At 66.3% G+C, this 26,655-nt stretch carries 19 protein-coding genes and 1 pseudogene; 12 read left to right on the forward strand and 8 right to left on the reverse strand.

The features are described 5' to 3' along the window. From WMN78_RS09985 to WMN78_RS10005, 5 genes and pseudogenes are all read right to left on the reverse strand, one after another. Window positions 1-716: pseudogene (locus WMN78_RS09985) on the reverse strand (Ig-like domain-containing protein); the annotation flags it as partial. Between the two features lie 158 nt (window positions 717-874). Continuing rightward, complete coding sequence (locus tag WMN78_RS09990; protein WP_340533677.1) at window positions 875-2,164, reverse strand: adenylate/guanylate cyclase domain-containing protein; 1,290 nt, start codon at window positions 2,162-2,164, stop codon at window positions 875-877. Between the two features lie 55 nt (window positions 2,165-2,219). After that, window positions 2,220-2,846 (reverse strand): PH domain-containing protein, encoded by a 627-nt coding sequence (locus WMN78_RS09995; protein WP_340533596.1) that lies wholly within the window; start codon window positions 2,844-2,846, stop codon window positions 2,220-2,222. Continuing rightward, window positions 2,839-3,819 carry a biotin--[acetyl-CoA-carboxylase] ligase gene (locus tag WMN78_RS10000; RefSeq protein WP_340533597.1) on the reverse strand — a complete coding sequence of 327 codons (981 nt, stop codon included), beginning with the start codon at window positions 3,817-3,819 and terminating at the stop codon, window positions 2,839-2,841. The genes WMN78_RS09995 and WMN78_RS10000 overlap by 8 nt, the downstream gene beginning before the upstream one ends. 49 nt (window positions 3,820-3,868) lie before the next feature. Then, a complete protein-coding gene (locus WMN78_RS10005; protein ID WP_340533598.1) occupies window positions 3,869-4,759 on the reverse strand; it encodes an NAD(P)-dependent oxidoreductase in 891 nt (296 codons plus the stop codon). Between the two features lie 206 nt (window positions 4,760-4,965). Between WMN78_RS10005 and WMN78_RS10010 the strand changes: the two genes are divergently transcribed. The 4 genes from WMN78_RS10010 (at window position 4,966) to WMN78_RS10025 (ending at window position 10,181) form a co-directional block, all read left to right on the forward strand. Continuing rightward, window positions 4,966-6,549 carry an acyl-CoA carboxylase subunit beta gene (locus WMN78_RS10010; RefSeq protein ID WP_340533599.1) on the forward strand — a complete coding sequence of 528 codons (1,584 nt, stop codon included), beginning with the start codon at window positions 4,966-4,968 and terminating at the stop codon, window positions 6,547-6,549. Next, on the forward strand, window positions 6,546-6,797 hold the full coding sequence (locus tag WMN78_RS10015) for an acyl-CoA carboxylase subunit epsilon (RefSeq protein WP_340533600.1): 252 nt from the start codon (window positions 6,546-6,548) through the stop codon (window positions 6,795-6,797). The genes WMN78_RS10010 and WMN78_RS10015 overlap by 4 nt, the downstream gene beginning before the upstream one ends. A 71-nt stretch (window positions 6,798-6,868) precedes the next feature. Then, complete coding sequence (locus WMN78_RS10020; protein ID WP_340533601.1) at window positions 6,869-8,554, forward strand: DUF885 domain-containing protein; 1,686 nt, start codon at window positions 6,869-6,871, stop codon at window positions 8,552-8,554. Between the two features lie 178 nt (window positions 8,555-8,732). Beyond that, window positions 8,733-10,181 (forward strand): dicarboxylate/amino acid:cation symporter, encoded by a 1,449-nt coding sequence (locus WMN78_RS10025; protein ID WP_340533602.1) that lies wholly within the window; start codon window positions 8,733-8,735, stop codon window positions 10,179-10,181. Window positions 10,182-10,277: 96 nt separating this feature from the next. Here WMN78_RS10025 and WMN78_RS10030 read toward each other — a convergent pair whose 3' ends face one another. Continuing rightward, window positions 10,278-10,829: a hypothetical protein gene (locus tag WMN78_RS10030; protein ID WP_340533603.1), complete on the reverse strand. Its 552-nt coding sequence runs from the start codon at window positions 10,827-10,829 to the stop codon at window positions 10,278-10,280. Between the two features lie 182 nt (window positions 10,830-11,011). On the opposite strand from WMN78_RS10030, the gene WMN78_RS10035 reads away from it, so the two are divergent. Beyond that, window positions 11,012-11,677, forward strand: coding sequence for a TetR/AcrR family transcriptional regulator (locus WMN78_RS10035; RefSeq protein WP_340533604.1), 666 nt, complete (start codon window positions 11,012-11,014; stop codon window positions 11,675-11,677). A 1-nt stretch (window position 11,678) separates the two neighbouring features. After that, complete coding sequence (locus WMN78_RS10040; protein ID WP_340533605.1) at window positions 11,679-14,225, forward strand: MMPL family transporter; 2,547 nt, start codon at window positions 11,679-11,681, stop codon at window positions 14,223-14,225. Between the two features lie 21 nt (window positions 14,226-14,246). Here the strand turns inward: WMN78_RS10040 and WMN78_RS10045 are convergent, their stop codons facing one another. Continuing rightward, window positions 14,247-15,674 (reverse strand): HNH endonuclease, encoded by a 1,428-nt coding sequence (locus tag WMN78_RS10045; RefSeq protein ID WP_340533606.1) that lies wholly within the window; start codon window positions 15,672-15,674, stop codon window positions 14,247-14,249. 428 nt (window positions 15,675-16,102) lie between these two features. Between WMN78_RS10045 and WMN78_RS10050 the strand changes: the two genes are divergently transcribed. The 3 genes from WMN78_RS10050 (at window position 16,103) to WMN78_RS10060 (ending at window position 19,586) form a co-directional block, all read left to right on the forward strand. Further along, entirely contained in the window at window positions 16,103-16,783 is a 681-nt protein-coding gene (locus tag WMN78_RS10050) for a nucleoside triphosphate pyrophosphatase (RefSeq protein WP_340533607.1), read from the forward strand. Between the two features lie 124 nt (window positions 16,784-16,907). After that, window positions 16,908-18,761 (forward strand): acetyl/propionyl/methylcrotonyl-CoA carboxylase subunit alpha, encoded by a 1,854-nt coding sequence (locus WMN78_RS10055; RefSeq protein ID WP_425341142.1) that lies wholly within the window; start codon window positions 16,908-16,910, stop codon window positions 18,759-18,761. Between the two features lie 93 nt (window positions 18,762-18,854). Next, window positions 18,855-19,586 (forward strand): glutamine amidotransferase, encoded by a 732-nt coding sequence (locus WMN78_RS10060; protein ID WP_340533608.1) that lies wholly within the window; start codon window positions 18,855-18,857, stop codon window positions 19,584-19,586. 71 nt (window positions 19,587-19,657) lie between these two features. On the opposite strand, the gene WMN78_RS10065 is transcribed toward WMN78_RS10060, so the two are convergent. Beyond that, window positions 19,658-21,070 (reverse strand): MFS transporter, encoded by a 1,413-nt coding sequence (locus tag WMN78_RS10065; protein ID WP_340533609.1) that lies wholly within the window; start codon window positions 21,068-21,070, stop codon window positions 19,658-19,660. A gap of 268 nt (window positions 21,071-21,338) precedes the next feature. On the opposite strand from WMN78_RS10065, the gene WMN78_RS10070 reads away from it, so the two are divergent. The 3 genes from WMN78_RS10070 to WMN78_RS10080 are packed head-to-tail and all read left to right on the forward strand — an operon-like array spanning window position 21,339 to window position 26,585. Next, a complete protein-coding gene (locus WMN78_RS10070; RefSeq protein ID WP_340533610.1) occupies window positions 21,339-22,751 on the forward strand; it encodes an MFS transporter in 1,413 nt (470 codons plus the stop codon). Between the two features lies 1 nt (window position 22,752). Continuing rightward, window positions 22,753-24,978 carry a molybdopterin oxidoreductase family protein gene (locus WMN78_RS10075; RefSeq protein ID WP_340533611.1) on the forward strand — a complete coding sequence of 742 codons (2,226 nt, stop codon included), beginning with the start codon at window positions 22,753-22,755 and terminating at the stop codon, window positions 24,976-24,978. Beyond that, window positions 24,975-26,585 (forward strand): FAD-dependent oxidoreductase, encoded by a 1,611-nt coding sequence (locus WMN78_RS10080; protein ID WP_340533612.1) that lies wholly within the window; start codon window positions 24,975-24,977, stop codon window positions 26,583-26,585. Before WMN78_RS10075 ends, WMN78_RS10080 begins: the two co-directional genes overlap by 4 nt. Window positions 26,586-26,655 lie beyond the last annotated feature (70 nt).

Here is a 26,655-nt window from a genome sequence, read left to right on the forward strand (position 1 = left end):
GCATCCAGCACCACCGGCTCATCCCCCACCACGGCCAGCTGCAGATCCCCCGCACCCTTCAGCCCGTCCCACGTACCGGTTTCGGATTCTCTGGCTTCACCGTCCGCTGACACTTCCGTGACAGTCACTTTGCCGGTCTTCGGATCCACGCTGTAGATGCGGTCGTCGGAGCCGACGGCGGATACCAGTCCCTGGGATCCTTGAACGGCCGGCTCACTGGTGTCGGGGTCGAACCCGTTGACGGACGACGGCGACAGCGCCCACGTCCTGCCCTTGGCCGCGTCGGTCACGGAGATGACGTCCGAACCGAAGCTCACATCGGCCGAACCCGGCAGCTTCTTGTCTCCGCCCAGCCGCATGTTGGCGGCGGAGACCTGGTTCAGGGTGGAGCCCGCATTGTCATCGACAAACACGGTCCCGGCGTCCTGCAGGATGTCGAACGTGGTGCTGGCCGGGGTTACCGCACCGTCCAGCACACGCGAGGGATAATTCAGCCGGCCAACAGCATTCTTGGCCTTGCTGACCACCCACACCCCGCCGTCGTTCAACTCCACCTCGGTGGTCTTGAACCCCGGATAAATCACCGCACCAGCCACCAGCGCAGCACCGGCCACCGCAAAAACGGTACCGCGCAGGACTGCGCCGCGACGCCGGCGCCGGCTTTGGCCTTGAGCCGCACCTGATTCAGGCCGCGCGGAACGAAGTAGCCGTTTCATTACCAGTTTTCCCCCACCAAATGCTGTCCGGGCACGCCAGGACCCGCTGTGCAACATAGCCGGGTCAGTCCGACTATGTCATAAGACCATCAATTTTAGAAACCTGTGCTTTAGCTCCCGCCTGGCCTCAGGATCGACAGGAACAGGAGTTCCGACCCCTAGTCCAGGACAAGGCCCCGGCCGCTGCCGCGCTGGAGCAGGACCGGATGGATCTCGCCGAAGCCGCGGACCTCCTCGGCCTTCTGGGGCACGAGTACAAACCGCTCGTCGTGTTCCAAAGCTGCTGCCGTCATCGAATCAACCAGCACCGCGCCGGGGTCGGCAAGTGCCGTCAGTCGGGCGGCGAGGTTAACGGTGGGACCGTAGATGTCGCCGAGGCGTGAAAGGATCCGCCCCCAGACCATCGCGACCCTGGCTTCGGGCAGGATCTCGTCCTCGGTGAAGGCCTGGGACAGGGCGAGCGAAATTTCGGCCCCGGCCGCCGGTGTCTCGGCAATATAAAGGACTTCGTCACCCACTGTTTTCACCAGCCGGCCGCCGCCCACGGAGATGATCTCGGCGCACTTGTTTTCAAAGCGCTGCACCAGTTGTGCGAGCGTCTTCTCGTTCATGCGCCGCGACAGGCTGGTGTAGGAAACCAGGTCGGCAAAGCCCACGGCGCGCGCCAGAGGCAACGGCGCGTCATCCTCGTCGCCCTCACGGCCTTCTTCGCTGGCCTGCAGTCCGGCCTCGGCCCGCACGGCAAGACGCTGGACACCGGCGTTGAGCTGCCGGCGCCAGGAGTAAACGAGCATTTCCTCAAGCGCATCGACCAGGGACGGAAGCTGGTTGACCAGCCGCTTGCGGGCCACGGCGTCCGACACACCCTGCCGGTGGACCATGTCCTCCACCAGGGCTTCGATTTGCCACACCACCATGCGGTCAGTCATCTGCCCGATGGCACGGGTCACCGAAATGGCCGCCTCTTCGGTGAGCTTCCCCGAGCGCACCTGATCCACCACCGTGGACAACGCCGCCTGGTCCCGCTCAGTGAAGGCAACATCCTCGTCGCCCAGGTTGGGAAACCCCAGGGCACGCCAGAGCTTGCGCGCGGACAGCAGGGACAGTCCCGCGCCGGCCGCCACTTCACGGCGGCGCAGCTTGCGCTCACCGCCAAGGAGCCTTGCCTCGAGCGCCTTGGCTGCGAGCCGTTCTGCAGAAAGGGTTCCCGTGGGAGTGGCATCGACCGGCGAAGCAGGCTCATACAGGTCGGGATCATGCGGAATGGGGCGGCGTGCCGAACGCGGGATAGCGGCAGGGTCATCGGCCGCCGCACCGGAGTCCGGCGTAACAAGCACCGACGTTTGAAGCACCGGCTCCGCAACCGAAGCGGTGTCCAGGGTGGCCGTATCCAGGACGGCCGCTTCAAGGGTGGCTGTCTCCACCACGGCGTCGGGCGGCGAGGGCAGCTCAGACGGCTCCGCCTCGTCCACTGACCCGGCATTGTCAACCGGTCCCGCGTTCTCAGCGCTCATCTGCTCCACCTTCTCTCGTATCCCACGTCTCTCCCAAACCCCACGGCCGGTTCTGCGCCGCATTCCCAGCTATTTCCTGCGACCGGTCTGCCTCGAACATCACTCCGGCCGGCAGTTCATCGATGGCATCAAGGACGAAGTTTCGAAACCTCACCGCCTCCGGAACATCCGGGATGACGGCTTCAGCGCCGTGTCCGGTATCCAACGATATATTCCCGGAACGCAATATGCGTTGCCACAACGACTGGCTGACACCCACGTGCTGCACGGAAGCGAGGGAAATCTGCATGTCCCTCCTGCGCAGCATGCCGTAGCGGGCAACTATCCTCCGGCTGGTCAGCACGTACTGCGTTGCGTGCCACTTGAGCACCCGCGGCAGGCAGTACCCCAACAGTATCCACGCAACCCCTCCGACGCACACTGCGACAAGCCAGAGAGTCCACTCCCCGGTGATCAGCGGAACCAGCCCGGCCGGTCCGCCTTTCACGATCCAGGCACTCGCGTAAGCACCGAGGGCAGGAGCGACGATGAACAGCAGCCCCGGAAAGAAAAGCTTCCGGGGCTGTGGCCGGGTAACAGTGATGACCTGTTCTCCCGGCAGGAGGTCTTTACGCATATCCGCTTTCTGCGGCGCCGGTCCCTGCCCCGGGTGCTGATCCGCCGCCCGCGCCGGGCGGTGTCCACGGCCGGAGGTGGACGACGTCGCCGGCCGTCACGACGTGTTCATGCCTGGCTGCGTCCACCACCAGGAGGGAGCCGTACTCGTCCAGGCGGGAGGCGTGGCCGATGATCTCATGGTCGCCGGGCAGTTGCGCGCGCACCTGCTTGCCCAGGGTCGACATCACCGACTCGACCCGCTTGTGCAGCGAGGGTCCGCCGGCCAGTCCCGCGGCGGGGTCGCCGTCGGCATTGCAGAAGCTGCGGTAGAGCACGGCAAAGCGTGAAAGGTAACTCTTGAGCAGTGCGGTCCGGTCCACAGTCCTGGCATTTTCCAGCAGGACGGATGTGGCCGTGGGTACGGGCAGCTCTGCGGCAGTCAGGGTCACGTTGAGACCGGTGCCGAGGATGACGGGCGGAACCGTACCGTCCCCCATGGGTCCCAGCTGCGCCAGGATGCCGGCGATTTTCCGGCCCCGCACCATGACGTCGTTGGGCCACTTGATCTCGGCCGGGATGCCCGCCGTTTCCAGGAGTGCCTCCCGCAGGGCAAGGGCAGCGAGCAATGAGAACCAGGAGTACGTATGGGTGGGCAACGGCCGGCCTTCCGCGTTCACCGGGCGGAGGACAATCGACACCAGTACTGAGCTGAGGGGCGGCGCTTCCCAGTGCCGGTCCAGCCTGCCGCGGGCGGCGGTCTGGTGCTCCGCCGTCAGCACGGAAAGGTCCGGCCAGGCGCGGGGATCCACGGTCACACCCTGAAGGAGGTCCGCGTTGGTGGACCCTGTCGAGTCCACCACGGTGAGCTGCGCAATGCCGTTGGCAGCCAGGAAATCCTCACTCCCCAGCTCTTTGCGGTTGAGGCCGGCGGGGGTCTCCGGAGGGTGCGGATTGATCGGGTCCTGGCCGTCGGCAGGCTGTGGGGCGTCCATAGTTGAATCCTACCGAGTTGGCGCTGCCCCGGCGGCGGCGGACAGGTTCTCAGAGGAAAATGTCAGGGACCAGCCGGTCCTCCGGCACCCCTAGGCTGTACGGGGAAAAGTCGGCCACCCCCGCAGCGGCGAGCACCTGTTCATCCGTGTAAAAATTGCCGCTACGTGACCCCTCGCCTCCCACCAGGTTGCTTCCCGTCAGCACGGCATGTGCCGCGTCAGCCATGATCTCCGGTCCGCGTGCGGCCTTGACCATGTTCTCCCCGCCGGGCATGTTGCGGATGGCTGCCGTATCGATCAGGGTGCAGGGCCAGAGCGAGTTGACGCTAATGCCATCGTCCTTGAGTTCCTCGGCCAGGCCGAGGGTGGTGAGGCTCATGCCGTATTTGGCCATGGTGTAGGCCAGATGCATTCCGGCCCATTTGGGATCGAGGTTCAGGGGAGGTGACAGGGTCAGGATGTTGGCGGACGACGACCGGCGCAGGGCCGGCAGCGCCAGCTTGGACAGCAGGAACGTGCCCCGCACGTTGATGTCCTGCATGAGGTCGTAGCGCTTCATGTCCACTGCGTCGGTCCTGGACAGGTCAATGGCGGAGGCGTTGTTGATCACGACGTCGATTCCGCCGAAGCGTTCGACGGCGGCGGCGACCGCCCCGGCGACGTCGTCGTCATTGCGCACGTCGCCGACGATAGGGAGCGCCCGGCCGCCCGCCGCTTCCAACTGTTCCGCAGCGCTAAAGACGGTCCCTTCGAGTTTCGCGTGCGGCTGGCCGGTTTTTGCCATCAGCGCTATGTTCGCGCCGTCGCGTGCGGCACGAAGGGCAATGGCCAGGCCGATGCCGCGGCTTCCCCCCGACATCAAAATAGTGCGTCCCTGAAGGGAACCGGCGGCCTGGTACGGCCCTGCGGCGGTGCCCGAAGCATCGTTGCTTGAAGTCATAAGGACACTGTAGCCGAAGTATGTTACCGGTGAGTAACATACTGGTCAGTGCCACCCGACGGCAGAAAATTGTAGGTTTTCTACAGCCGTCCGGGCCATTTGCGTCACTAGACTAGCCAGCAGGGTCCTGGTTTTGTGCGGAAGCTACTTAAGCGCCGTTGCGACGCAGGGCCAGCGACTATCAGCTACAGAGCCGGAGATACTTGATGAGCCACGATCTGACAACGACTGCGGGAAAGATTGCAGATTTCCGCGACCGCCAGGCGCGTGCTGAACAGCCATCCGGCCCCGAGGCCATCGAAAAGCAGCACGCCCGCGGCAAGAACACCGCCCGCGAACGCATCGACCTCCTCCTGGACGAGGGATCCTTCGTCGAGTTCGACGCGCTGGCTGTCCACCGCTCCACGGCATTCGGCATGGAAAAGAAGAAGCCCCTCGGCGACGGCTTGGTATCCGGCTATGGCACCGTGGACGGCCGTCCCGTCGCCGTGTACAGCCAGGATTTCTCGGTGTACGGCGGCTCACTCAGCCAGGTCAACGGCGAGAAAATCGTCAAGGTCCAGGAATTCGCGCTCCGCAACGGCTGCCCGGTGGTGGGCATCCTGGACGGCGGCGGCGCCCGGATCCAGGAAGGTGTCGCTTCCCTGGCCATGTTCGCGGACATCTTCCGCAACAACGTCCATGCCTCCGGGGTCGTCCCGCAGATCTCCCTGATCATGGGACCCTCCGCCGGCGGTGCCGCGTACTCCCCCGCCCTGACCGACTACGTGGTCATGGTGGACAAGACGTCGCACATGTTCATCACCGGCCCGGATGTGATCAAGACAGTCACGGGCGAGGATGTTGACATGGAAACCCTGGGCGGTGCGCGCCAGCACAACGCCACCACCGGCACCTCCACGTACCTGGCGGCGGACGAGGCGGACGCCATCGAATTCGTCCGCGAACTCCTGGACTTCCTTCCCTCCAACAACCTGGCCGAAGCCCCGGTACTGGAGCACCAGCAGGAACTGGACGTCGACGGCGACGACCTTGCCCTGGACACGCTCATCCCGGATTCCGCCAACCAGCCCTACGACATGCGCAAGCTCGTTGGGCAGATCGTGGACGACGGCCATTTCCTGGAAATGCAGGCCCTTTACGCCCCCAACGTGATGATCGGCTACGGCCGTATCGAAGGGCACACCGTGGGCATCGTGGCCAACCAGCCCATGCAGTTCGCCGGCACCCTGGACATCTCGGCTTCCGAAAAGGCCGCGCGCTTCGTCCGGAACTGCGACGCCTTCAACATCCCCATCATCACCCTGGTGGACGTGCCGGGCTTCCTGCCGGGCAAGGACCAGGAATTCCAGGGCATCATCCGCCGCGGCGCCAAACTCCTGTACGCCTATGCCGAGGCCACTGTCCCCAAGCTCACCGTCATCACCCGCAAGGCCTACGGCGGAGCGTACATCGTGATGGGTTCCAAGAAGCTCGGCGCTGACCTGAACCTGGCCTGGCCCACGGCCCAGATCGGCGTTATGGGTGCACAGGGCGCCGTCAACATCCTGTACCGCCGCGAGCTTGCCGCAGTGGCGGAGGCCGGCGGCGACGTCGAGGCCAAGCGCGCCGATGTCATCCGGCAGTACGAGGAAGAACTCCTCAACCCCTACCAGGCGGCTCAGCTTGGCTACGTGGATGCCGTTATTGCGCCGTCCGAAACCCGGGTTCAGATCATCAGGGGCCTGCGTGCCCTGCGGGACAAGCGCGCCAGCCTGCCCGCCAAGAAGCACGGAAACATTCCGCTGTGACCCCGGAAGTGGAGCCCGCCGGAAACGAACCAGCGCCTGAAACGGCAGCCGAGGAGCCGTTATTCTCCGTGGTCAAGGGTGAACCGACGGACGTGGAACTCGCGGCGCTGGCCGCCGTCGTACTCTCTCTCGGCACTGCCGAGCCGGAAGGCGATGCAAAGCCCAGCGTCCGCCACTGGGTGCGGCGGCAGCAGCTGCGGCTGGCCCCCAGCCCGGGACCGGGAGCCTGGAAGCGGAGCCGCGGCTAAGGCCCGCGACTGACACACCGAATAGTTCAGTGAGTCTTTCATAACTGGGACTGCCCCGTTAGTCTCGTGGGGTGACTACCGAAACCGCAGCCTCTTCGCGCCCCCAAACAGCTATCGACGCCGTCGCAGACGCCTACACGGACACCCTGATCAGACTCAACCCGAGCTTTGCCACCACGCTCGGCGTGCCCGGCCACGAAACTGAGTTCCAGGACTTCTCGCCGGCCGGCATCGAAGGGTTCATATCGGCGGCGCGGGAGACTCTCCGCGCCCTCGACGGGCTGGAGCCCGCGGACGACGTGGACGCCGTCACGCTTGACGCCATGCGTGAGCGGCTGGGGCTGGAACTGGAAATCCACGAATCCGGCTGGGACGCCGCGGACCTGAACAACATCTCCTCGCCGGCGCAGGACATCCGCGCCATCTTTGACCTGATGCCCACCGATTCCACGGAACACTGGGAGCACATCGCCGGCCGCGCCCACAGCGTGCCCGGTGCCATCGAGGGCTACATCGAGTCGCTGCGCTCCGCCAAGGAACAGGGCAAGGTCTCCGCAGCCCGGCAGGTGTCCATCGTCATCGAGCAGGCCACCAAATACGCCGCCGAGGACGGCTTCTTCGCCAAGATGGCGGCCGGGGCGAAGACGGCGGACGGCCCGCTTTCCGCGGAACTGCAGGCAAAGCTCGACGACGGCGCTGCCGCCGCCCGGGCGGGGTATGAAAGACTCGCGGACTTCCTGTCCACCGAATTATTGCCCGTGGCCCCGGCCAAGGACGCGGTGGGCCGGGACCGCTATGCACTGGCATCGCGCGTCTTCCTTGGCGCCACTGTGGACCTCGACGAGACCTACGCCTGGGGCGTCCAGGAACTGGAGCGCCTCATTGCGGAACAGGAACGCGTGGCCGACGAAATCCGGCCCGGCGCTTCCATGGAGGAAGCCAAGGCGGTCCTGAACAGCGATCCCGCCCGTCAACTCAAGGGCACTGACGCCCTCAAGGCCTGGATGCAGGGGCTCTCGGACAAGGCGGTGGCAGATCTCGCCGGCGTTCACTTTGAGATCCCGGACATCATGCAGACGCTCGAATGCCTGATTGCCCCCACCGACGAGGGCGGCATCTACTACACCGGCCCCTCCGACGACTTCAGCAGGCCGGGCCGGATGTGGTGGTCCGTACCGCCGGGCGAGGACACGTTCACCACCTGGGCCGAGACCACCACCGTGTTCCACGAAGGCGTGCCCGGACACCACCTCCAGATCGCCACGGCCATCTACCGCCGGGAGCTGCTCAACAAGTGGCGCCGCAACGTCTGCTGGACATCGGGCCACGGCGAAGGCTGGGCACTCTACGCCGAGAAACTGATGCAGGAGCTGGGCTACCTCAAGGACCCGGGCGACCACATGGGCATGCTGGACATGCAGCGCATGCGGGCGGCTCGCGTGGTCTTCGACATCGGAGTGCACCTGGAGCTGGAGGTTCCGGAACGCTGGGGCAGCGGCACCTGGACGATGGACAGGGGCTACGACTTCCTCAAGGAGAACCTGGCGATCAGCGAAGGCCAGCTCAACTTCGAATTCGCTCGATACCTGGGCTGGCCGGGCCAGGCGCCGTCCTACAAGGTGGGCCAGCGCCTCTGGGAACAGATCCGGGCTGAGCTCGAGACCCGTCCCGGCTTCGACCTGAAGGCTTTCCACACCAAGGCGCTGAACATCGGCTCCGTGGGCCTGGACACCCTGAAGCGCGCACTGCTGGGGTAACCGCCTTCCGCCTGACGAGTCGGCGAGATGTTTGCCACACGGGTGCCGGGAATAACTTCATAAAAGTGCCTAGTGACACCATTCTTCGGGGATTTCCGGGGAGTGCAGCAATTTTGTTCCCGTAACATTTCTCAACGTGCGTTCGTGGTGCTATAGGCCGTCCGCCTAGCGTGTTCAGGTGATCACTCAAACCAGCACCCCCTCCCCCGCAGGAAACACCGGCTTCCGGCTTCCCGCCTGGGCCGGCTCGTTCGGCTTCCAGATTATCGCCGCCCTGATCGTGGGCCTCGGCCTTGGCCTCCTGGCCAAGTACACGGGCAGCACGAAGGCAAGCCCCAATGCCCTCGGCGCCACCCTGCAGACCATCGGCTCGAGCTACGTCTCGCTGCTGCAGACCGCCGTGGTCCCCCTCATCTTCACTGCCGTCGTGAGTTCCATCTCCAACCTCCGACAGGTCTCCAACGCCGCCAAACTGGCGTGGAACACGCTGCTCTGGTTTGCCATCACGTCGCTGATCGCGGTGCTGATCGGTATCGGACTGGGCGTGCTGCTGCAGCCCGGCGCCAGCACCGGCATCACCCAGGAAGCCAAGTACTCCGGCAAGTCCGGTGACTGGTGGGCCTTCCTCACCGGCCTCTTTCCCAAGAACTTCCTCGGCCTGGGTGCCAGCTCCACCGTTGCCGAGTCAGGCGCCGTGACCACGGCCGTCAGCTTCAACGTCCTCCAGATCCTGGTGATCGCTATCGCCGTCGGCGTGGCCGCCCTGAAGGTGGGCAAGGCCGCAGAGCCTTTCCTGACCCTTAACGCTTCCGCCCTCGCCGTCATCCAGAAGGTCCTGTGGTGGATCATCCGGATTGCGCCGCTGGGCACGGTGGGCCTGATCGGCAACGCCGTGGCCGTCTATGGCTGGGACACCATCGGCTCGCTGGGCAAGTTCACCTTCGCCATCTACGTCGGACTGGCCCTCGTGCTGTTCGTGGTCTACCCGGTCCTGGTCCGCACGCACGGGCTGTCCGTCAAGCAGTACTTCTCCGGCGTCTGGCCCGCCGTGCAGCTGGCCTTCGTTTCCCGGTCCTCCGTGGGCACGCTGCCGCTGACCCAGCGCGTCACCGAACGAAGCCTGGGTGTCCCGCGCGCCTACGCCTCCTTCGCCGTGCCGCTGGGTGCCACCACCAAGATGGACGGCTGCGCTGCGATCTACCCGGCCATCTCCGCGATCTTCGTGGCCCAGTTCTTCGGCATCCAGCTCGATTTCAGCCAGTACCTGCTGATCGCACTCGTCTCCGTCCTGGGCTCAGCGGCCACCGCTGGCACCACCGGCGCCGTCGTCATGCTGACCCTGACGCTCTCCACGCTGGGACTGCCGCTCGCCGGCGTCGGCCTCCTGCTGGCGATCGACCCGATCCTGGACATGGGCCGCACGGCGGTCAACGTGGCCGGGCAGGCGCTCGTCCCCACGATCGTTGCCAAGCGCCAGGGCATCCTGGACGAGGCGCTGTACAACGCACCGCGCAACGGTGACCCGTTCGTTGACGACGACGCCGAGCCCGCCGCAGACCCCTCGGCCGACGACGCCGGAGCTTCTAAGGGTGCGAACGGACGCGAGCTGGCGGGCACCAAGGCTTAGAAACCACCCGCCAGAAAGCGCGAACGTACAGTTGAGGCCCCAAATCCACACGGGTTTGGGGCCTCAACTGTACGTTCGCGCTGATGTGCTGCGGGCCTAGTGACCCCTGCCGCCAATCACGCCCTGCTCAACGGCTTTGGTGACGGCGTCCGCTTCCGCCTGGGTGAGCTTGCCGTCCGCGACCGCCTTGTCCAGCCGGGTTTTCAGGGCCGCGGCCCGCTCGGACCGTTCCTCTGCGCGCAGTTCCTCAATGGCTGAGGCGACCTTGGATTCCTCAATGCCAAGCGACTCCGCGAGGGATTTGGCCAAGGCTGCTTCCATGGCTTCCCGGTCCGGCTTCTCGCCGTCGGCCGGCCGCGTGGCCGGCTTGTTAGCGTCACGGAACGACTTGAGCGCCTCGGTGACCTTCGCCTCGTCCACGCCAAGTTTGGCAGCGAGCTCCGATGCCTGCACACCTCCGCCGTGTCCGTGCCGGCCGCCCTTGTGCCCGCGGTCGGGATGGTCAGTGTTGGCATCGGCAGATGCGCTGGCCGACGGAGTGGGTGTCGGCGTGGTGGCCGCCGATGCGATTCCGCTGACTCCGATCCCGGCCCCGGCAACCAGGGCAACGGCGCCCAGGCCGAGGCCCAATTTCTTCCTGTTAGACATGGCTCGTCTCCTCGATCCGCCGCGGCAACACGGCTGCTTCCGGTGGCAGGTACAGATCGCCTACCTTCCCCAAGGGTCCGGCAGCCACATAAGGATGAGCTGTCATAAAGCTGTCAGGAACCTGTGAATCGGACCACGGCAGAAACTTGCACGGAGTGTAAATATGCACGTAGTGTAATGCCGTGCCCCACCCTCAAACCACCCCTGCGCCTACCTCGCGACGGGAGCTCAACAAGGCCGCCACGCGCCAGGCGATCACCGACGCTTCCCTCCAACTCCTGCGCAGCAAGGGGCCGGGGAACTTTACCGTCGAGGACATCGCCGACGCCGCCGGCATCTCCCGGCGCACGTTCTTCAACTACTTCAGCAGCACGGAGGCGGCACTGGCCTCGGTGACCCACGGTTTTCTGGACAACGCCCTGGCGCAGTTCCGGCTGAGGCCCGCGGATGAGCCCATCCTGGAGTCCGCAAGGGCGGCCCTGATCCAACTGGCGGACCCCATGACGGTGGCCCCCATGGCCGAGCTGTACAGCCTGGCGCAGTCCAATCCGCAGCTCAACCGTTCCGAACTTGAAGCGTGGGACCACTGCACGGCGGAAATCATCGACGCCGCCCGCGAACGCTTCGCCCGGACCGCGGGCGGGGAACTCGACGAGCTCTACCTCCGGGCGCTGGCCGGCTCCATCATCTCCTGCGGGAAGGCCGCCATGGACGTCTGGTTCGCCCGGTGCGGCGCAGACCTTTCGGCCGCGTCGCTTTCGACACTCCGCCAACTCCTGATCGATGCCATGGGCCTGCTCGGCTCAGGCTTTATGCCCACCGCCACCCTCTCCACAGATCGGCACTGACATGGCACTTTTGCTCTACCGCCTCGGCAAGTTCTCCTACCGGCACCGCTGGCTTGTCATCTCTGTGTGGCTCGCCGTGATGGTGGCCGTCGGCGGAGCGGCAGCCGCCTTCCACGGCACTCTGTCCAACAACTTCCAGATCCCGGGCACGGAAACCCAGCAGATGGCGGACAAGCTTAAGAAGGAGCTCCCTTCCTCCTCCGGCGGCTCCGCGAGCGTGGTGTTCGAAGCCAACGACGCCCGGTTCAGCCAGGCTGGGAAGGACGCCGTCGCGGCTGCGCTGACCAAGCTCAGGACCCTTCCCGATGTCCAGGGCACAGTTGACCCGTTCGCAACCCAGGCCCAGCTTGATAAGGCAGCCGCGGACCTCGCCGCAGGGCAGGAGCAGTCCGCCGCCGGCAAGGCCCGGCTCGGCCAGGCAGCGGCCGAGCTGGCAGCAGGAAAGGCCCAGTTGGAGGCAGCGGAACAGCAGATGGCCGCGGCCGGTATGCCGGCCGCCGCGATCGAGGCACAGCTCGGCCAGCAGAAGGCTGCCCTGGCGGAAGGCGAGGCAAAGCTCGACGCCGGCACCAGGGACCTGGAAGCCGGTGAGGCAAAGCTGGCGCTCGGCGAGCGCCAGCTGCAGGCCTCTGAGGGCCTACGTTTCGTCTCCGAAGACGGCAAGGCCGCCATCGCCCAGGTTCAGTTCAAGACCTCGATCAACGGCCTGAATCCGGACGTCCGCCAGGAGGTCCAGGACATCGTCAAGGAGGTGTCCGCCGCCAACGTGACAGCCCTTCCCAGCAAGGAAATCAGCGAGGACATTTCCGAGCTGTTCGGCACCGCCGAGATTATCGGCATCGCGGTCGCAGCCCTGGTCCTGGTCATCATGCTCGGGACCCTGGTTGCGGCAGGACTTCCCCTCCTGATGGCCGTCGTCGGCGTCGCCGTCGGGGTAGGCGGCACCTTCGCACTGAGCGGCACCATGGACATGAGCTCCGTCTCCCCGATGCTGGCGCTGATGCTGGGCCTCGCCGTCGGGATTGATTACTCCCTGTTCATCGTCAACCGTCACCGCAGCCAGCTGCTCGCCGGCATGGACCCGGAGGAATCCGTGGCCCTGGCCACCGGAACGTCCGGCAATGCCGTGCTCTTCGCGGGCCTGACCGTCATCATCGCCCTTGCAGCCCTTGTGGTCCCGGGCCTTCCGTTCCTGGCCGTCATGGGTCTCTCGGCAGCCGCGACGGTTGCCGTCGCCGTCGTCGTGGCCCTGACCCTGACGCCTGCTGTCCTGTCCCTGGTGGGCCGGAAGCTGATCTCCAAGCGGGCCTGGGCCAAGGCCGAGAAGCACAACGCCGCGCCCGGCCACGAAACCGAGGACCGTGCCAAGGACGAATACCGCAGCAGCCACGGCTGGGGCGGCATTGTCACCAAACACCCGTGGCTGGCACTGCTCGCGGGAGTGGTACTGCTCGGGGTCGTAGCCCTGCCCGCCAGCCAGCTGCGGCTCGCGCTGCCGGACGCCAGCTCCGAGCCGGTAGCCTCGCAGGCTTTCAAGGCCTATGACGTGACCAAGCGGAGCTTCGGCGAAGGCATGACCGGCCCGATTATCGTGGTGGGCGACCTCCCCGAGGGCCTTAGCGAAGCCGAGGCGCAGGCCAAGCAGCTCGATGTCGCGGACATCCTGCGCGAAACCGGAAACGTCACTGCAGCGGTGCCGCTGGCCCTGAGCGAGGACCGCCGCACGGCGGTGTTCCAGGTCATCCCGAACGAAGGCCCGGCCAGCGCGAGCACCGTTCAGGTGGTCTCCGAACTCCGCGCCGAAAAGAACCAGATCAAGGACTCCACCGGCGTCACCATCGGGCTTACCGGGCAGACCGCCGGCAACGTCGATGTATCCACCAAGCTCGGTGACGCGCTGCCGCCGTACCTCGCAATCGTGGTTGGCCTCTCGCTGATCCTGCTGCTGCTCGTGTTCCGCTCCATCTGGGTGCCGCTGCTGGCCACCGGCGGGTTCCTGCTCTCGCTGGCCGCCGCGTTCGGCGCCGTCGTAGCGGTTTACCAGTGGGGCTGGCTCGGTGCCATCTTCGGCGTCGAAAATCCGGGTGCCGTGCTGAGCTTCCTGCCCATCATCCTGATCGGCGTGCTGTTCGGACTAGCCATGGACTACCAGGTGTTCATCACCTCCGGCATGCGCGAATCGTTCATGCACGGTGAAACCGCCAAGCACGCCGTCCGGAGCGGGTTCAGCCATGCCGCTGCCGTGGTGACCGCTGCCGCCATCATCATGGTCAGCGTCTTCGCCGGCTTCATCTTCTCGCACCTGAACATGGTCCGGCCCCTCGGCTTCGCCATGGCTTTCGGCGTGCTGATCGATGCCTTTGTAGTCCGTATGACCATCGTCCCTGCCGTGATGTACCTGCTCGGCGAAAGAGCTTGGTGGCTGCCGCGCTGGCTGGACCGCATCCTCCCGGACGTGGACGTGGAGGGCGCGAAACTCCGCAAGGACGATACCTCCGTCGCCGTAAACACTGCCGAATCTGAGGACGCAGTCGCCACGGCACGCTAAGTTCACAGCGATCCACGCAGATCAACAAGCCGTCCGCTGATCACTTCGATCGGTGGGCGGCTTTGTTGCGTGCACAACACCGTGACTGAACCTTGCCCCTGGCAGCGGGGGTGCTGTTGAAAAGTAGCTGTGGCCAGTGGGGATGGTGACCTCAATCGTGTGCTTGGGTCCTGGCCGTCCACGCGAACTCCAGCCCGGCGTTTCCTTGGTGTGGTTGCAGGCTTCGCAGAGCCCGGCGCCGTTGGCCTGCGTTGTAGCGCCGCCGCCGTGCCAGGGGACGACATGGTCCAGATGGCGGATGGGTGCGTCGCAGTACGGGGTGCGGCAGGTGTCGTCCCGTGCCTCGATGAAGCGGCGGAGTCCGGCAGGGAAAAGCCGGGCGCGCGAATCCATCGCCACCAACTCGCCCGAAGCAGGGACGGTGTACAGGCGGCGGATCCACACGGTGAACGTCTGGTCCTCAGCTGCGCCGGGGTCCGGAGCACCGGGAGCCCCAGGCGCGCCAGACGCGGATCCGCCCCGGCCAATGATGCTTCTGGCCCAGCCGCCAGGAACCACGCCATAGCCAGGGAGGCGTGCCGGTTCTCTGTCGCCCTGGAATAGGGTCCGGTCAGTCATGACGAGCTGGATTTCGACGCCGGCGATCCCACCCGGCGTCCCGGTGACGCGTTCGACAAGGTCATCGGCCATGACCTGGCCCCGGGACCGGGGATCCCCGCCGCTGCGTACTGAGTCCGCGTTCCGAACCAGCGCAGCGTGAACAGCCACACCGGCCGCGACGGGAAGCAGCGCGGTCAGGTAGCACATGGTGTCCGGCGCCGGCCGCAGACTGACGTGCCTCCCCGTGGCGGCGTGGGCCGCACGTTGTGTAACGGAGTGTGGGTCGCGACGATAGGCAGCGGTCCGGACCGCGGCGACGATCCCCCGGTCACCGGCACCGCCAAAGGTACCGGTGTCGGGAGCGAGCTCCTCATCGACGCTACAACGGTCCTCCGCGGACAGGCAGGCCGTTTCGCGCACCAGCAACGTGGCCCGCCATTCATTCAACTGCCCGGCCTCCAGTGCTGCGAGGGTGCGCGGCATCTCAGTAACCAAGGCCTTGGCCAGGCCCAGCAACCGGCTCCCCTTGGCCGGGGATTCGCGACGGGCGAGGGCAATCTGTGCTCCGACGCCCGCCCCGAGCTGATCTGTGGGAATTCCGGCGACGGACTGCTCCCGGCGCTGCAGCTGGTCAAATGCGACAGACAACCGGGCCTGACGGGCGGCCAAGGCAGACTTGCTGTCCTCCAGGGTGCGGATCTCATCAATCAAACGGGCAGCGTCCAGCTCAGGCGTGTCATCGTCCAGCGCTACTACTGCACCTTCCGCTGCGGGCCACTGACGGCACCTGCAGGCGCAGCCGCACCCTGCTGCTGCCGGATCCGCTTCGGACCCCTGATTGCCGTCCATAGCTCAATAGTCCCGCTGGGCTACGACATTAATGAGGGCCAACAGGAGCCGGTCGGCCGCTTCGGATGCCATTGGGGACGTGCCCACACCGGACGTAGCTATCGGCACACGACTTAGGACAGCCGCCACCTCAAGACGCGTTATGACAGGAGCCAATGCGGAGCCCAGCTCCTCCAGTCGCCGACAGAATTCGATCTGCTCGGCACCGCCCTCAGGCACCTTAATCTGTTGAAGCGCGTGCAAGCACATCGCTACCACGTCGCGGAGGTCGCCGTCATAGCGTCCGGCCATTACCCGTACCGTTTCCGGTCCCCAATTCCCATCCATGAACCAACTATCCCGCCGGCCTCTGACAATAAGCCACGAGCGATAAGCTCCAAGCGATCAGCCCGAGCGACAATCAAGCCCGCGGGAATTAGGCTGGACCGGTGACCCGCCTGATTCTTGCCTCCCAGTCCCCCGCCCGCACCAAACTGCTGAGCCATGCCGGCATCCGGCACGAGATCCTGGTTTCCGACGTGGATGAAGATGCGGTCCAGGCCCGCTACGGCGTGACGGATCCGCACGACACCGCCCTGCTGCTGGCGCGCGCCAAGGCGGAGGCCGTCGCCTCACTGCCGGAAGCCGAGGGTGCCCTGGTGCTCGGCTGCGATTCCGTCTTCGAGTTCGACGGCGAGGCCCACGGCAAGCCGTACACGGCCGACGTCGCCAAGGAACGGATGCTGCGCATGAGCGGCGCCATGGGCGTGCTGCACACGGGACACTGGCTGGTGGACTGCCGCGACACCGATCCCGAAGCTACCGACCCGGATGGCTTCGGCTCCGGCGCCACGCTGGGCTCCGTGACCTCTGCCGAGGTCCATTTCATGGAGATGAGCGGCGACGAAATCGATGCCTACATCGCCACCGGTGAGCCGCTCCAGTGCGCCGGCTCCTTTACTATCGACGGCTACGGCGGGGCCTTCATCAGGAAGGTCGACGGCGACCCCCACACCGTCGTCGGGCTCTCCATTTCCACCCTCCGCGGGCTGCTGGGCCAGGCGCAGGTGGGCATCACCGAGCTGTGGACCGGCGGCGCCATTGACCCCGCGGAAGTCCGGGCCGAGTGAGGCAATTCGCACCTGTTTGTAGCTTCCCTACAAAGGTTGGGAGCTTTACCCGCGGAATCCGCAAGTAATATCGGCGGAACCCTCAAAATCGCGCTAGGCTCCCTGAAGGAAAGAAGGAGACGCCTTGTCAGCAAATACGGAGCAGTCCGCAAGTCCAGAGCAGTCCACCGCCCCCAGCCACGCAGGTGCCGCCCTGACGAGCTCCAAGCGGCTCAGCAAAGTCCTCATCGCCAACCGCGGTGAAATCGCTGTTCGCATTATCCGCGCCGCCCGTGACGAAGGCATCGCATCCGTGGCTGTGTACGCCGATCCGGACCGTGACGCCCTGCACGTACGCCTGGCGGACGAAGCCTACGCGCTGGGCGGCAACACCGCCGCCGAGTCCTACCTGGTGATGGAAAAGCTCATCGAGGTGGCCCACCAGTGCGGCGCCGACGCCATCCACCCCGGCTACGGGTTCCTGGCCGAAAACGCGCAGTTCGCAGCCATGGTCATCGGCGCCGGCATCACCTGGATCGGACCCTCCCCGGAAGCAATTTCCGCGCTGGGCGACAAGGTCCAGGCCCGGCACATCGCCGAAAAGGTGGGCGCACCCCAGGTCCCCGGCACCGCCGATCCGGTGGAGTCCGCCGAAGAGATCCTCGAATTCGTGGACAAGTTCGGCCTGCCCGTGGCCATCAAGGCAGCTTTCGGCGGTGGCGGCCGCGGCATCAAGGTGGCCCGCACCCGCGAGGAAATCCCGGAACTGTTCGAGTCGGCCGTCCGCGAGGCCGTGGCCGCGTTCGGACGTGGTGAATGCTTCATCGAGCGCTTCCTGGACGCACCCCGGCACGTCGAAACCCAGTGCCTGGCGGACGCCCACGGCAACGTCGTGGTGGTTTCCACCCGCGACTGCTCGCTGCAGCGTCGCAACCAGAAGCTGGTTGAAGAAGCACCCGCACCGTACCTTACCGAGGAACAGAACCGCCGGCTCTACGAATCCTCCAAAGCCATCCTCAAGGAGGCCGGCTACCTCGGCGCCGGCACGTGCGAATTCCTGGTGGGCCAGGACGGCACCATCTCCTTCCTCGAGGTCAACACCCGCCTCCAGGTGGAGCACTGCGTCTCCGAGGAAGTCACCGGAATCGACCTGGTCCGCGAACAGTTCCGGCTGGCCCGCGGCGAAAAGCTGGGCTACGACGATCCCGAGATCCGCGGGCACTCCATCGAATTCCGCATCACCGGCGAGGACCCGGGCCGCAACTTCATGCCGGCGCCGGGCACCATCACTACCCTGAAAAACCCCACCGGCCCCGGCATCAGGATCGACTCCGGCGTGGAGCAGGGCGATGTCATCAGCGGCAACTTCGACTCGATGCTCTCCAAGCTGATCGTCACGGGCGCCACGCGTGCGCAGGCACTGCAGCGTTCCCGCCGCGCCCTGGAGGAGATGGTGGTCGAGGGCATCCCCACGGTCATTCCCTTCGACCTCGCCGTGGTCACCAACCCCGACTTCGCCCCGGCAGAGGGACCCTTCAGGGTCCATACCCGCTGGATCGAGACGGCGTTCGTCAACAACATTCCGGCGTGGACGCCGACCGGCACCGACGCTGAAGCGCCCGATGCCGGCGATCGCCAGCGCGTCGTCGTCGAGGTGGGCGGCAAGCGCCTTGAGGTGGTGCTTCCGGCGTCACTCGGCTCGTTCAGCGCCGGCGGCGGCTCCGCCAAGCCGGCCAAGGCCAAGAAGCGGACCCGTTCCGGCGGACCGGCCGCAGCTGCCGGCGGCAACGCGCTGACCTCCCCCATGCAGGGAACCATCGTAAAGGTGGCCGTAGCCGAAGGTGACGTTGTTGCCGAAGGTGATCTCGTCGTCGTGCTCGAAGCGATGAAAATGGAGCAGCCGCTCACGGCGCACCGTGCGGGCACCATCACGGGCCTGGCCGCAATCGCCGGCGAGACGGTCTCGGCCGGTGCCGTGATCGCCACGATCGAGGACTGACCTCCCACCGGTCCCTTCCCGTCCACACTGCATTCCGAGCCGCCCCCGGCGCGCCCTTGGCGCCCGGGGGGCGGCTCCATGCACACTTAGCCTGTGAAGCCATTTCTACTGCTTGCATCGCGTGCCGAGGACAAGGCGGCAGAGGAGGAATACGAGGCCTACCTGCGCTATGGCGGACTCGAGCCCGCACAGCTCCGGCGCATCCGGATGGAAGCCGGTCCCCTGCCGGAGCTGGACCTGTCCGACTACTCCGGCGTGATTGTGGGCGGCAGCCCCTTCACCTCCAGCGACCCGGCGGATCACAAAAGCGCAGCCCAGCACCGGGTGGAACGTGAGCTGCGCCTGCTGCTGGACCGCATTGTGCCGGCGGATTACCCGTTCCTCGGGGCCTGCTACGGGGTCGGCACGCTGGGCCTGCACCAAGGCGCCGTCATCGACCGGACCTACGGTGAGGGGCTGGGCGGCACCACCATCAAGCTGACGGCGGACGGCCTGCAGGACCCCCTCCTACGCGGACTGCCGGAAAGCTTCACGGCCTTCACCGGCCACAAAGAGGCCTGCACCGTCCTGCCCTCCCACGCCGTGCTCCTGGCCAGCTCCGCGGCCTGCCCCGTGCACATGTTCCGGATCAAGGCCAACCTGTACGCCACGCAGTTCCATCCCGAACTCGACGCCGACGGGCTGATCACCAGGATCGACATCTACCGCCATGCCGGCTACTTCCCGCCGGAATCGGCCGAAACGCTCATGGAGAACGCCCGGCAGTTCACCGCCACGGAACCGATGAAGATCCTCGGCAACTTCGTGGAGCGCTACGCAAGGTAGGAGCGCCCAACGAAACATGCCCGGCACCCCGCGAAGGGGTACCGGGCATGTTTTGCGGGGGCGGAATGCGGTCAGGCTACGTTGTTCTCGTAGTCCAGGTCCCGGGTTTCCTTGCTCATGAACAGCGCAATGAGGGTCAGCACCGCCATGGAGGTCAGGTAGATTCCCACCAGGACGGGGCTGCCATCAGCCTGCTCCCAGAGCGCGACGGCGATAAACGGTGCCACCGCTGCGCCCAGGATGCTGGAGACGTTGTAGCTGACGGCGGAGCCGGTGTACCGGACGTTCGTGGGGAACAGCTCAGGCAGCAGCGCACCCATCGGTCCGAACGTGAGCCCCATCAGGGAGAAGCCGAGGATCAGCAGGCCCATGGTGCCCACGAAGCCGCCGCTGAACAGCGGGACGAACAGCAGGCCGAAGACGAAAATTCCGCCGGTCACGGCCAGCAGCATTTTGCGGCGGCCGTACTTTTCTGCCAGCGGTCCGGAGACGAGGGTGAAGATGCCGAAGAACACGACGCCGGCAATCAGCATCCAGAGGAAGTCGTTGCGCGTGTAGCCCAGTCCGGGGACGAACGCGGCGGCTGCAGCCTCGGACATCGGCTTCCCGGCCTTCTCGGCGGCCGCCTTGGCGGCGTCCAGCGTAGCGGGACGTGTGCCGTAGGTCAGCGTGAACGTGGTCATCAGGTAGAAGAGCACGTACGTGGCCAGCATGATGAACGTGCCAAGGATGAGCGGGCGCCAGCTGGTCTTGAAGACGCGGGCCAGCGGGAGCTTGGCAACCTCGTTGCTTTCCAGCACCTTGGTGAAGGCGGGCGTTTCAATGAGCTTGAGGCGGACGTAGAGTCCGATGATCACCATGACGGCGCTGAGCAGGAACGGAACACGCCAACCCCAAGCCTCGAATGCCTGCGGCGACAGCGTGTAGCTGGCTACCAGGAAGATCACGTTGGCGATGATGAAGCCGATGGGCGCACCCAGCTGCGGGAACGTGCCGTAGATGGCGCGCTTGTTGGCGGGGGCGTTCTCGGTGGCCAGGAGGGCTGCACCGCTCCACTCCCCGCCGAGGGCAAGGCCCTGGGCGAAACGCATGACTACCAGCAGGGCCGGAGCCCAGAAGCCCCAGCCCGGAACCAGGGCCGTGGGGAGGCAACCGATCAGGAACGTGGCGATACCCATGGTCAGCAGCGAAGCCACCAGGGTCCCCTTGCGGCCGAACTTGTCTCCGAAGTGGCCGAAGACAATTGAGCCGAGGGGTCGGGCGATGAATGCGACGCCGAACACGGCGAAGGAGCTCAGCAGCTGGGTGGTCTCGTTCTGTCCGGGGAAGAACAGCTTGGGGAATACGAGCACAGCGGCAGTGGCGTAGACGTAGAAGTCGTAGAACTCAACGGTGGTACCGATGAGGCTGGCGACGATCACGCGCCCGCGCGAGTTAACCTGCTTGGCTGACCCCGGCTGCGGTGAGGTTGCAGTGGATGACATGTAGTAACGCTTTCGTGAGAAGCCGGGCGGGTGCCCCAAAAGACTGCCCGGCTAAGGGATACGTATCTCTCAATAATAGTTCCGGCCGTCCAACGACTGGACAAAGGGTCCACTATGCGGACTTTTCGATTTGTCTCACCACAGGCGCCTCACACCGTCACAAATGCCCCGATAGGCAAACTTCACAGCACGTTAACAATCGGCGACGCTTCACGAAACGCGCGATCCCTACCTTTGAAGAACAACAAACCCCCGAAGGAGGTACACCGTGACTGTTGACCGCACGGCAGAGGCCGGCGCACAGCCCGGCACTACCCGCACCGTTCACGCCCCCGCCCTTGAAGTCCGCCCCGGCCGCTGGATCGCCAACTGGGATGCCGAGAACAAGGAGCAGTGGGAGACCCAGGGCCGATCCATCGCCCGGCGCAACCTGAACTGGTCCATCTTCGCCGAATTCCTCGGCTTTGTCGTCTGGCAGCTATGGTCCATCGTGGTGGTCCAGCTCCCGGCGGCAGGCTTTACGTTCACCACGTCTGAAATCTTCTGGCTGATCTCCATGCCCAGCCTGGTGGGTGCCACCCTCCGCATCCCCTACACGTTCATGGTCCCGAAGTTCGGCGGCCGCAACTGGACCATCGTGTCGGCCCTGCTGCTGCTCATCCCCTCTATTGGACTGGCGCTGTGTGTCTCCAACCCGGAGACACCGTTCGGCGTCATGCTCTTGGTAGCTGCCCTGGCCGGCTTCGGCGGCGGCAACTTCGCAAGCTCCATGGCCAACATCACGTTCTTCTACCCGGCCCGCGAAAAGGGCTGGGCCCTGGGCCTGAACGCCGCCGGCGGCAACATGGGTGCCGCCGTCGCACAGCTCGCCGTCCCGATTGTGATCACCCTCCTCGCCGTCGGCACCGTCAACCTGCCCATGGCCGGCTGGATGTGGGTCCCCTTCATCCTTATCGCCGCCTTCGGTGCCTACAAGTACATGGACAACCTCACCAGCGCCAAGGGTGACGTGGCAGGCTCGATCGCAGCGCTCAAGGAACCGCACCTGTGGATCATGGCGCTGCTGTACATCGGCACCTTCGGTTCGTTCATCGGCTTCGCCGGGGTGTTCCCCAAGCTGATCAAGGACTACTTCCCCGCTTTCTCCTCCATCGGGGTGGGCACCGTGGCACTGTCCCTCGCCTTCCTTGGCCCGCTGGTGGGTTCGCTGGCCCGCCCCTACGGCGGACGCATGGCGGACCGGATGGGCGGCGCCCGCATGACCGTTGCCGCCTTCGCCTCCATGGCCGTCATCACGCTGACCATGATCTGGACCCTGCCGCTGAAGAACTTCTGGCTCTTCCTGGTGCTCTTCCTCATGCTCTTCACGGCAAGCGGCTTCGGAAACGGCGCCACCTACCGGATGATCCCCATCATCTTCGCCACCAACAGCCGTGCAGCCCGCAACGGCGCCAGCTCGGTGGCAACCCAGCGCCTGGCTTCCTCGGCCCTGGGCCTGATCTCGGCAATCGGCGCCTACGGCGGATTCGTTATCCCGCAGGTGCTGAACGCCTCCAACACGGCCAGCGGTTCATACACCCCCGCTTTCTACGGCTTCGTCGGGGCGTATGTCCTGATGCTGGTGGTCTGCTGGGCCTGCTACATCCGCAATGCCAACCGAAATGCGATGGGACACGTCTAACATGACCACAAGCGCCGACACGCACTGCCCCTACTGCGCCCTGCAGTGCGCCATGACGCTGACGTCCCCAGCGGCTCTGACCCCGGCTGTCAAGCCGGGGTCAGACCCCGTGCCTGCTCCATCCGCGGCGGCAGTGACTGCTGTGCCTGCCGCAGCTGCTCCCGCCCTGGAAGTCTCCGGACGGGATTTTCCCACCAACCGCGGCGGACTCTGCCGCAAGGGCTGGACGTCCGCGTCGCTGCTGAACCACCCCGGACGCGTCACTGAGCCCATGCTGAAAGGCTCCGACGGCGTCCACCGCCCCGTCAGCTGGGATGACGCCCTGAAGCTCATCATCGCAGCAGTGAAGGACACCCGCGCCCGTTACGGTGCGGACGCCGTCGGCGTATTCGGCGGCGGCGGCCTGACGAACGAGAAGGCCTACATGCTGGGCAAGTTCGCCCGCCTGGCCCTCGGCACCTCCCGGATCGACTACAACGGCCGGTTCTGCATGTCCTCCGCAGCCGCCGCCGGCATGCGGGCCTTCGGCGTTGACCGCGGCCTGCCGTTCCCGCTCGAAGACCTCGACGGCGCCAGTACCATCCTGATGCTCGGCTCCAACGTCGCCGAGACAATGCCGCCCTTCGTGCAGCACCTCCAGGGAGCCCGCGACGCCGGCGGCCTGATTGTGGTGGACCCGCGCCGTTCCGCCACGGCGGCGTTCACGTCCGACGGCGGCGGCCTGCACCTCCAGCCCCTGCCGGGCACCGACCTCATCCTCCTCCTGGGCCTCTCCCACGTGGTGATCCACGAAGGCCTGGCGGACACCGGCTTCATCCAGGCGCGCACCAGCGGCTTCGAAGCCCTGGTCCGCAGCGTCAACGCGTTCTGGCCCGAGCGCGTCCAGTCCCTGACCGGAGTGCCGGCGGACCTGATCCGCGAGACGGCCCGCAGGCTTGCTCACGGCGCCACCCAGGGCGGAAGCTACATCCTGACCGGCCGCGGCGTGGAGCAGCACGTGGACGGAACGGACACCGCCACCGCTGCCATCAACCTCAGCCTGCTGCTGGGCCTGCCAGGTTCTGCCCGCAGCGGCTACGGCACCCTCACCGGACAGGGCAACGGCCAGGGCGGCCGGGAGCACGGCCAGAAAGCCGATCAGCTCCCCGGCTACCGCAAGATCACGGACCCCGCCGCCCGGGCGCATGTGGCCAAGGTATGGGGCGTGCCGGAATCGCTGATTCCCGGCCCCGGCCTCCCCGCCGTCCAGCTCCTGAAGTCCCTCGGACAGCCCGACGGCGTCCGCTGCCTCTTCGTGCACGCCTCCAACATCGCGGTGGCCTCCCCCGATGCCAACGCGGTCATTGCGGGCCTGCGCAGCCTGGACTTCCTGGTGGTCTGCGACTTCTTCGTCTCCGAGACAGCCGCCGAAGCCGACCTGATCCTGCCGGTCCTCCAATGGGCTGAGGAGGAAGGCACCCTGACCAACCTCGAGGGTCGCGTCCTGCGCCGCCGCCGCGCCCTGCAGCCGCCGGCCGGGGCGCGCAGTGAGCTCTGGATCATGGCCCGGATCGCCGAAGCGCTCGACGCTCCGTCCACGTACAGCGAGGATCCCGAGACGGTGTTCGAGGAACTGCGCCTGGCCTCTGCCGGCGGCCTCGCCGACTACTCGGGCATCGACTACGACATGCTGGACCGCGGCGAGGCCGCCTACTGGCCCTACCCCGCCGGCAGCACAGGCACCCCGCGGCTGTTCCTGGACGGCTTTGCCCACGCCGACGGCAAGGCGGTCATGACCCCGGTGGCGCCCCGCCGCCGTCGTGCTCCGGCAGCAAATCCTGACTCGGACGCTAAAACCATGACCCTGATTACCGGCCGCCTCCTGGAGCACTACCAGTCCGGGTCGCAGACCCGCCGGGTGTCCGAGCTGCTGGAGTCCCAGCCGGAAGCAAAGATGCAGATCCACCCCGCTGCCGCGGCGTCGATGGGCATCACCGACGGCTCGTTCGTGTCCGTGGCCAACGAGCGCGGCGAGGTGCTCTGCCGGGCTGAGCTCAGCACGGCGATCCGTCCCGAAACTGTTTTCCTGCCGTTCCACTTCCCGGAGCTCGAAAGCGCCAACCGCCTGACGGAGGCCGCCACCGATCCCATCTCGGGGATGCCCGAATTCAAATTCAACAAGGTGTGGGTCCGGGTGGCCGCAAACGGACTTCAGCACAGCGTTCTTCAGACATCGGAGGCCTCATGAGTGAGCAGATTGTAATTGTTGGCTTTGGTCCGGTTGCCGCACGGCTGATCGACGAGCTGCTGCCCGCAGTGCGCGGCGGGCTCGCCCGCCTGACAGTAATCGGCGAGGAGGCAGACGCCGCGTACAACCGCGTGCTGGTGGCCGACCTTGGCGTCGGGCGCACCACTGCCGGGGCGCTGGCACTGTCCGACGCCGCCGCGCTGATCGCCGACGGCGTGGATGTCCGGCTCGGGGTCCGCGTCCGCCGGGTTGACCGCGCCCGCCAGCAGGTGATCCTCACCGACGGCAGCACCCCGCACTATGACCGGCTGGTGTTCGCCACGGGTTCACGGCCGGTGATCCCCAACCTCACCGGCCTCAACCCGGATCCGGCGCACCCGGTGCTGCCCGCCGGCGTGACCGCGCTGCGCGATCTTCGCGACGCCGAGGTTCTCCGCCAGGCTGTTTCCGGCGGCAAGCGCGTGGTGGTGCTGGGCGGTGGCGTCCTGGGACTCGAGACGGCCCTGGCTGCAGCCGAAGAGGGTGCCACGGTGACCGTGGTCCACAACGGACCGCACCCGCTGGGCCGGAACATCGACCGCGGCGGCGGCGCTGTGCTGGCCGCCAGCCTGCGGAACTGCGGCGTCCGCATGGCCGGCAATGCGCGCTCCACCGGAGTGGAACACAACGCTCCCGACGGCGGTTTCTCCGCCCTGCTGCTCGATGACGGTTCAGCGATCGACGGCGACCTGCTGGTCCTGTCCTGCGGCGTCCGTCCGCGCGTGGAACTGGCCGAAGGCTGCGGACTGTCCACGGCAACGGGCATCCTGGTGGACCACAAGCTGCGGGCTCACCACGAGCCCCACATTTTCGCGATCGGCGACTGCGCCGAAGTCCGCTGCCCTGATCCGTCCTGCAGCGAGTGCCGCACCGCCCCCGGCCCGTCCGGACTGGTGGGTCCGGGCTGGCGCCAGGCGGAGTGGCTCGCCGAGTACCTCACGTTGCTCGCCGAGGGATCAGCACAGGGGTCCGCACACGGGTCCGGCGAAGGCGGCGAGGCCGCTTCCGCAGCGGTTGCCAACTCATTGCCCGAGCTGCCAATGGAGAAACCGGGCGTCATTGTCCTCAAGGCCCGCGGCTTGAACATGGCCGTGGCCGGCGACAACGCCCCCGAGCCATGGGACGACGAGGTCCTGACGGCCGGTGCCGTGAACGGCCGCCCGCGCCTGCAGATTGCGCAGTGGGCGGACCCGGAACACGGCCGCTACGTCAAGATGACCACGCGCGGCGGAGTCCTGGAAGGCCTCGTGGCCGTGGGCATGCCGCGCACCGCAGCCGAACTTGTGTCCCTCTTTGAGCGCGGCGACGAACTCCCCGCCGACCGGTCGCTGCTGCTGCGCCTGGACGGGCCGGACCAGCTGGCTTCCCCGGGCAACAGCGACCCCGCGCGCACCGTGTGCCGGTGCGCCGGCGTCAGCGGAACCAAGATCCAGGACGCCGTTGTTGACGGTTGCTCCACCGTGGCCGAGGTATCCGGCGCCACCCGCGCCGGCACCGGTTGCGGCGGCTGCCACTCCGACATCAAGGACATCATCGAAAAACACTTCCAGGCGGCAGCAGCCGCCTGACGTGAAGTGAAGCGGCAGGGATCCCGGCCAGGGCCCCTGCCGCTCCGGCGTCCCCGCCTGCTAGCCTGAA

This window comes from Arthrobacter oryzae (genome assembly GCF_037911235.1).
GTDB classification, from domain to species: Bacteria; Actinomycetota; Actinomycetes; order Actinomycetales; family Micrococcaceae; genus Arthrobacter; species Arthrobacter oryzae_E.

What these genes read in the sequence shown, in the direction of transcription:
- WMN78_RS09995 (WP_340533596.1), bottom strand. Translation starts at nt 2,846, where the DNA reads ATGCGTAAAGACCTCCTGCCGGGAGAACAGGTCATCACTGTTACCCGG.
- WMN78_RS10000 (WP_340533597.1), bottom strand. Translation starts at nt 3,819, where the DNA reads ATGGACGCCCCACAGCCTGCCGACGGCCAGGACCCGATCAATCCGCAC.
- WMN78_RS10005 (WP_340533598.1), bottom strand. Translation starts at nt 4,759, where the DNA reads ATGACTTCAAGCAACGATGCTTCGGGCACCGCCGCAGGGCCGTACCAG.
- WMN78_RS10010 (WP_340533599.1), top strand. Translation starts at nt 4,966, where the DNA reads ATGAGCCACGATCTGACAACGACTGCGGGAAAGATTGCAGATTTCCGC.
- WMN78_RS10030 (WP_340533603.1), bottom strand. Translation starts at nt 10,829, where the DNA reads ATGTCTAACAGGAAGAAATTGGGCCTCGGCCTGGGCGCCGTTGCCCTG.
- WMN78_RS10040 (WP_340533605.1), top strand. Translation starts at nt 11,679, where the DNA reads ATGGCACTTTTGCTCTACCGCCTCGGCAAGTTCTCCTACCGGCACCGC.
- WMN78_RS10045 (WP_340533606.1), bottom strand. Translation starts at nt 15,674, where the DNA reads ATGGACGGCAATCAGGGGTCCGAAGCGGATCCGGCAGCAGCAGGGTGC.
- WMN78_RS10065 (WP_340533609.1), bottom strand. Translation starts at nt 21,070, where the DNA reads ATGTCATCCACTGCAACCTCACCGCAGCCGGGGTCAGCCAAGCAGGTT.
- WMN78_RS10075 (WP_340533611.1), top strand. Translation starts at nt 22,753, where the DNA reads ATGACCACAAGCGCCGACACGCACTGCCCCTACTGCGCCCTGCAGTGC.
- WMN78_RS10080 (WP_340533612.1), top strand. Translation starts at nt 24,975, where the DNA reads ATGAGTGAGCAGATTGTAATTGTTGGCTTTGGTCCGGTTGCCGCACGG.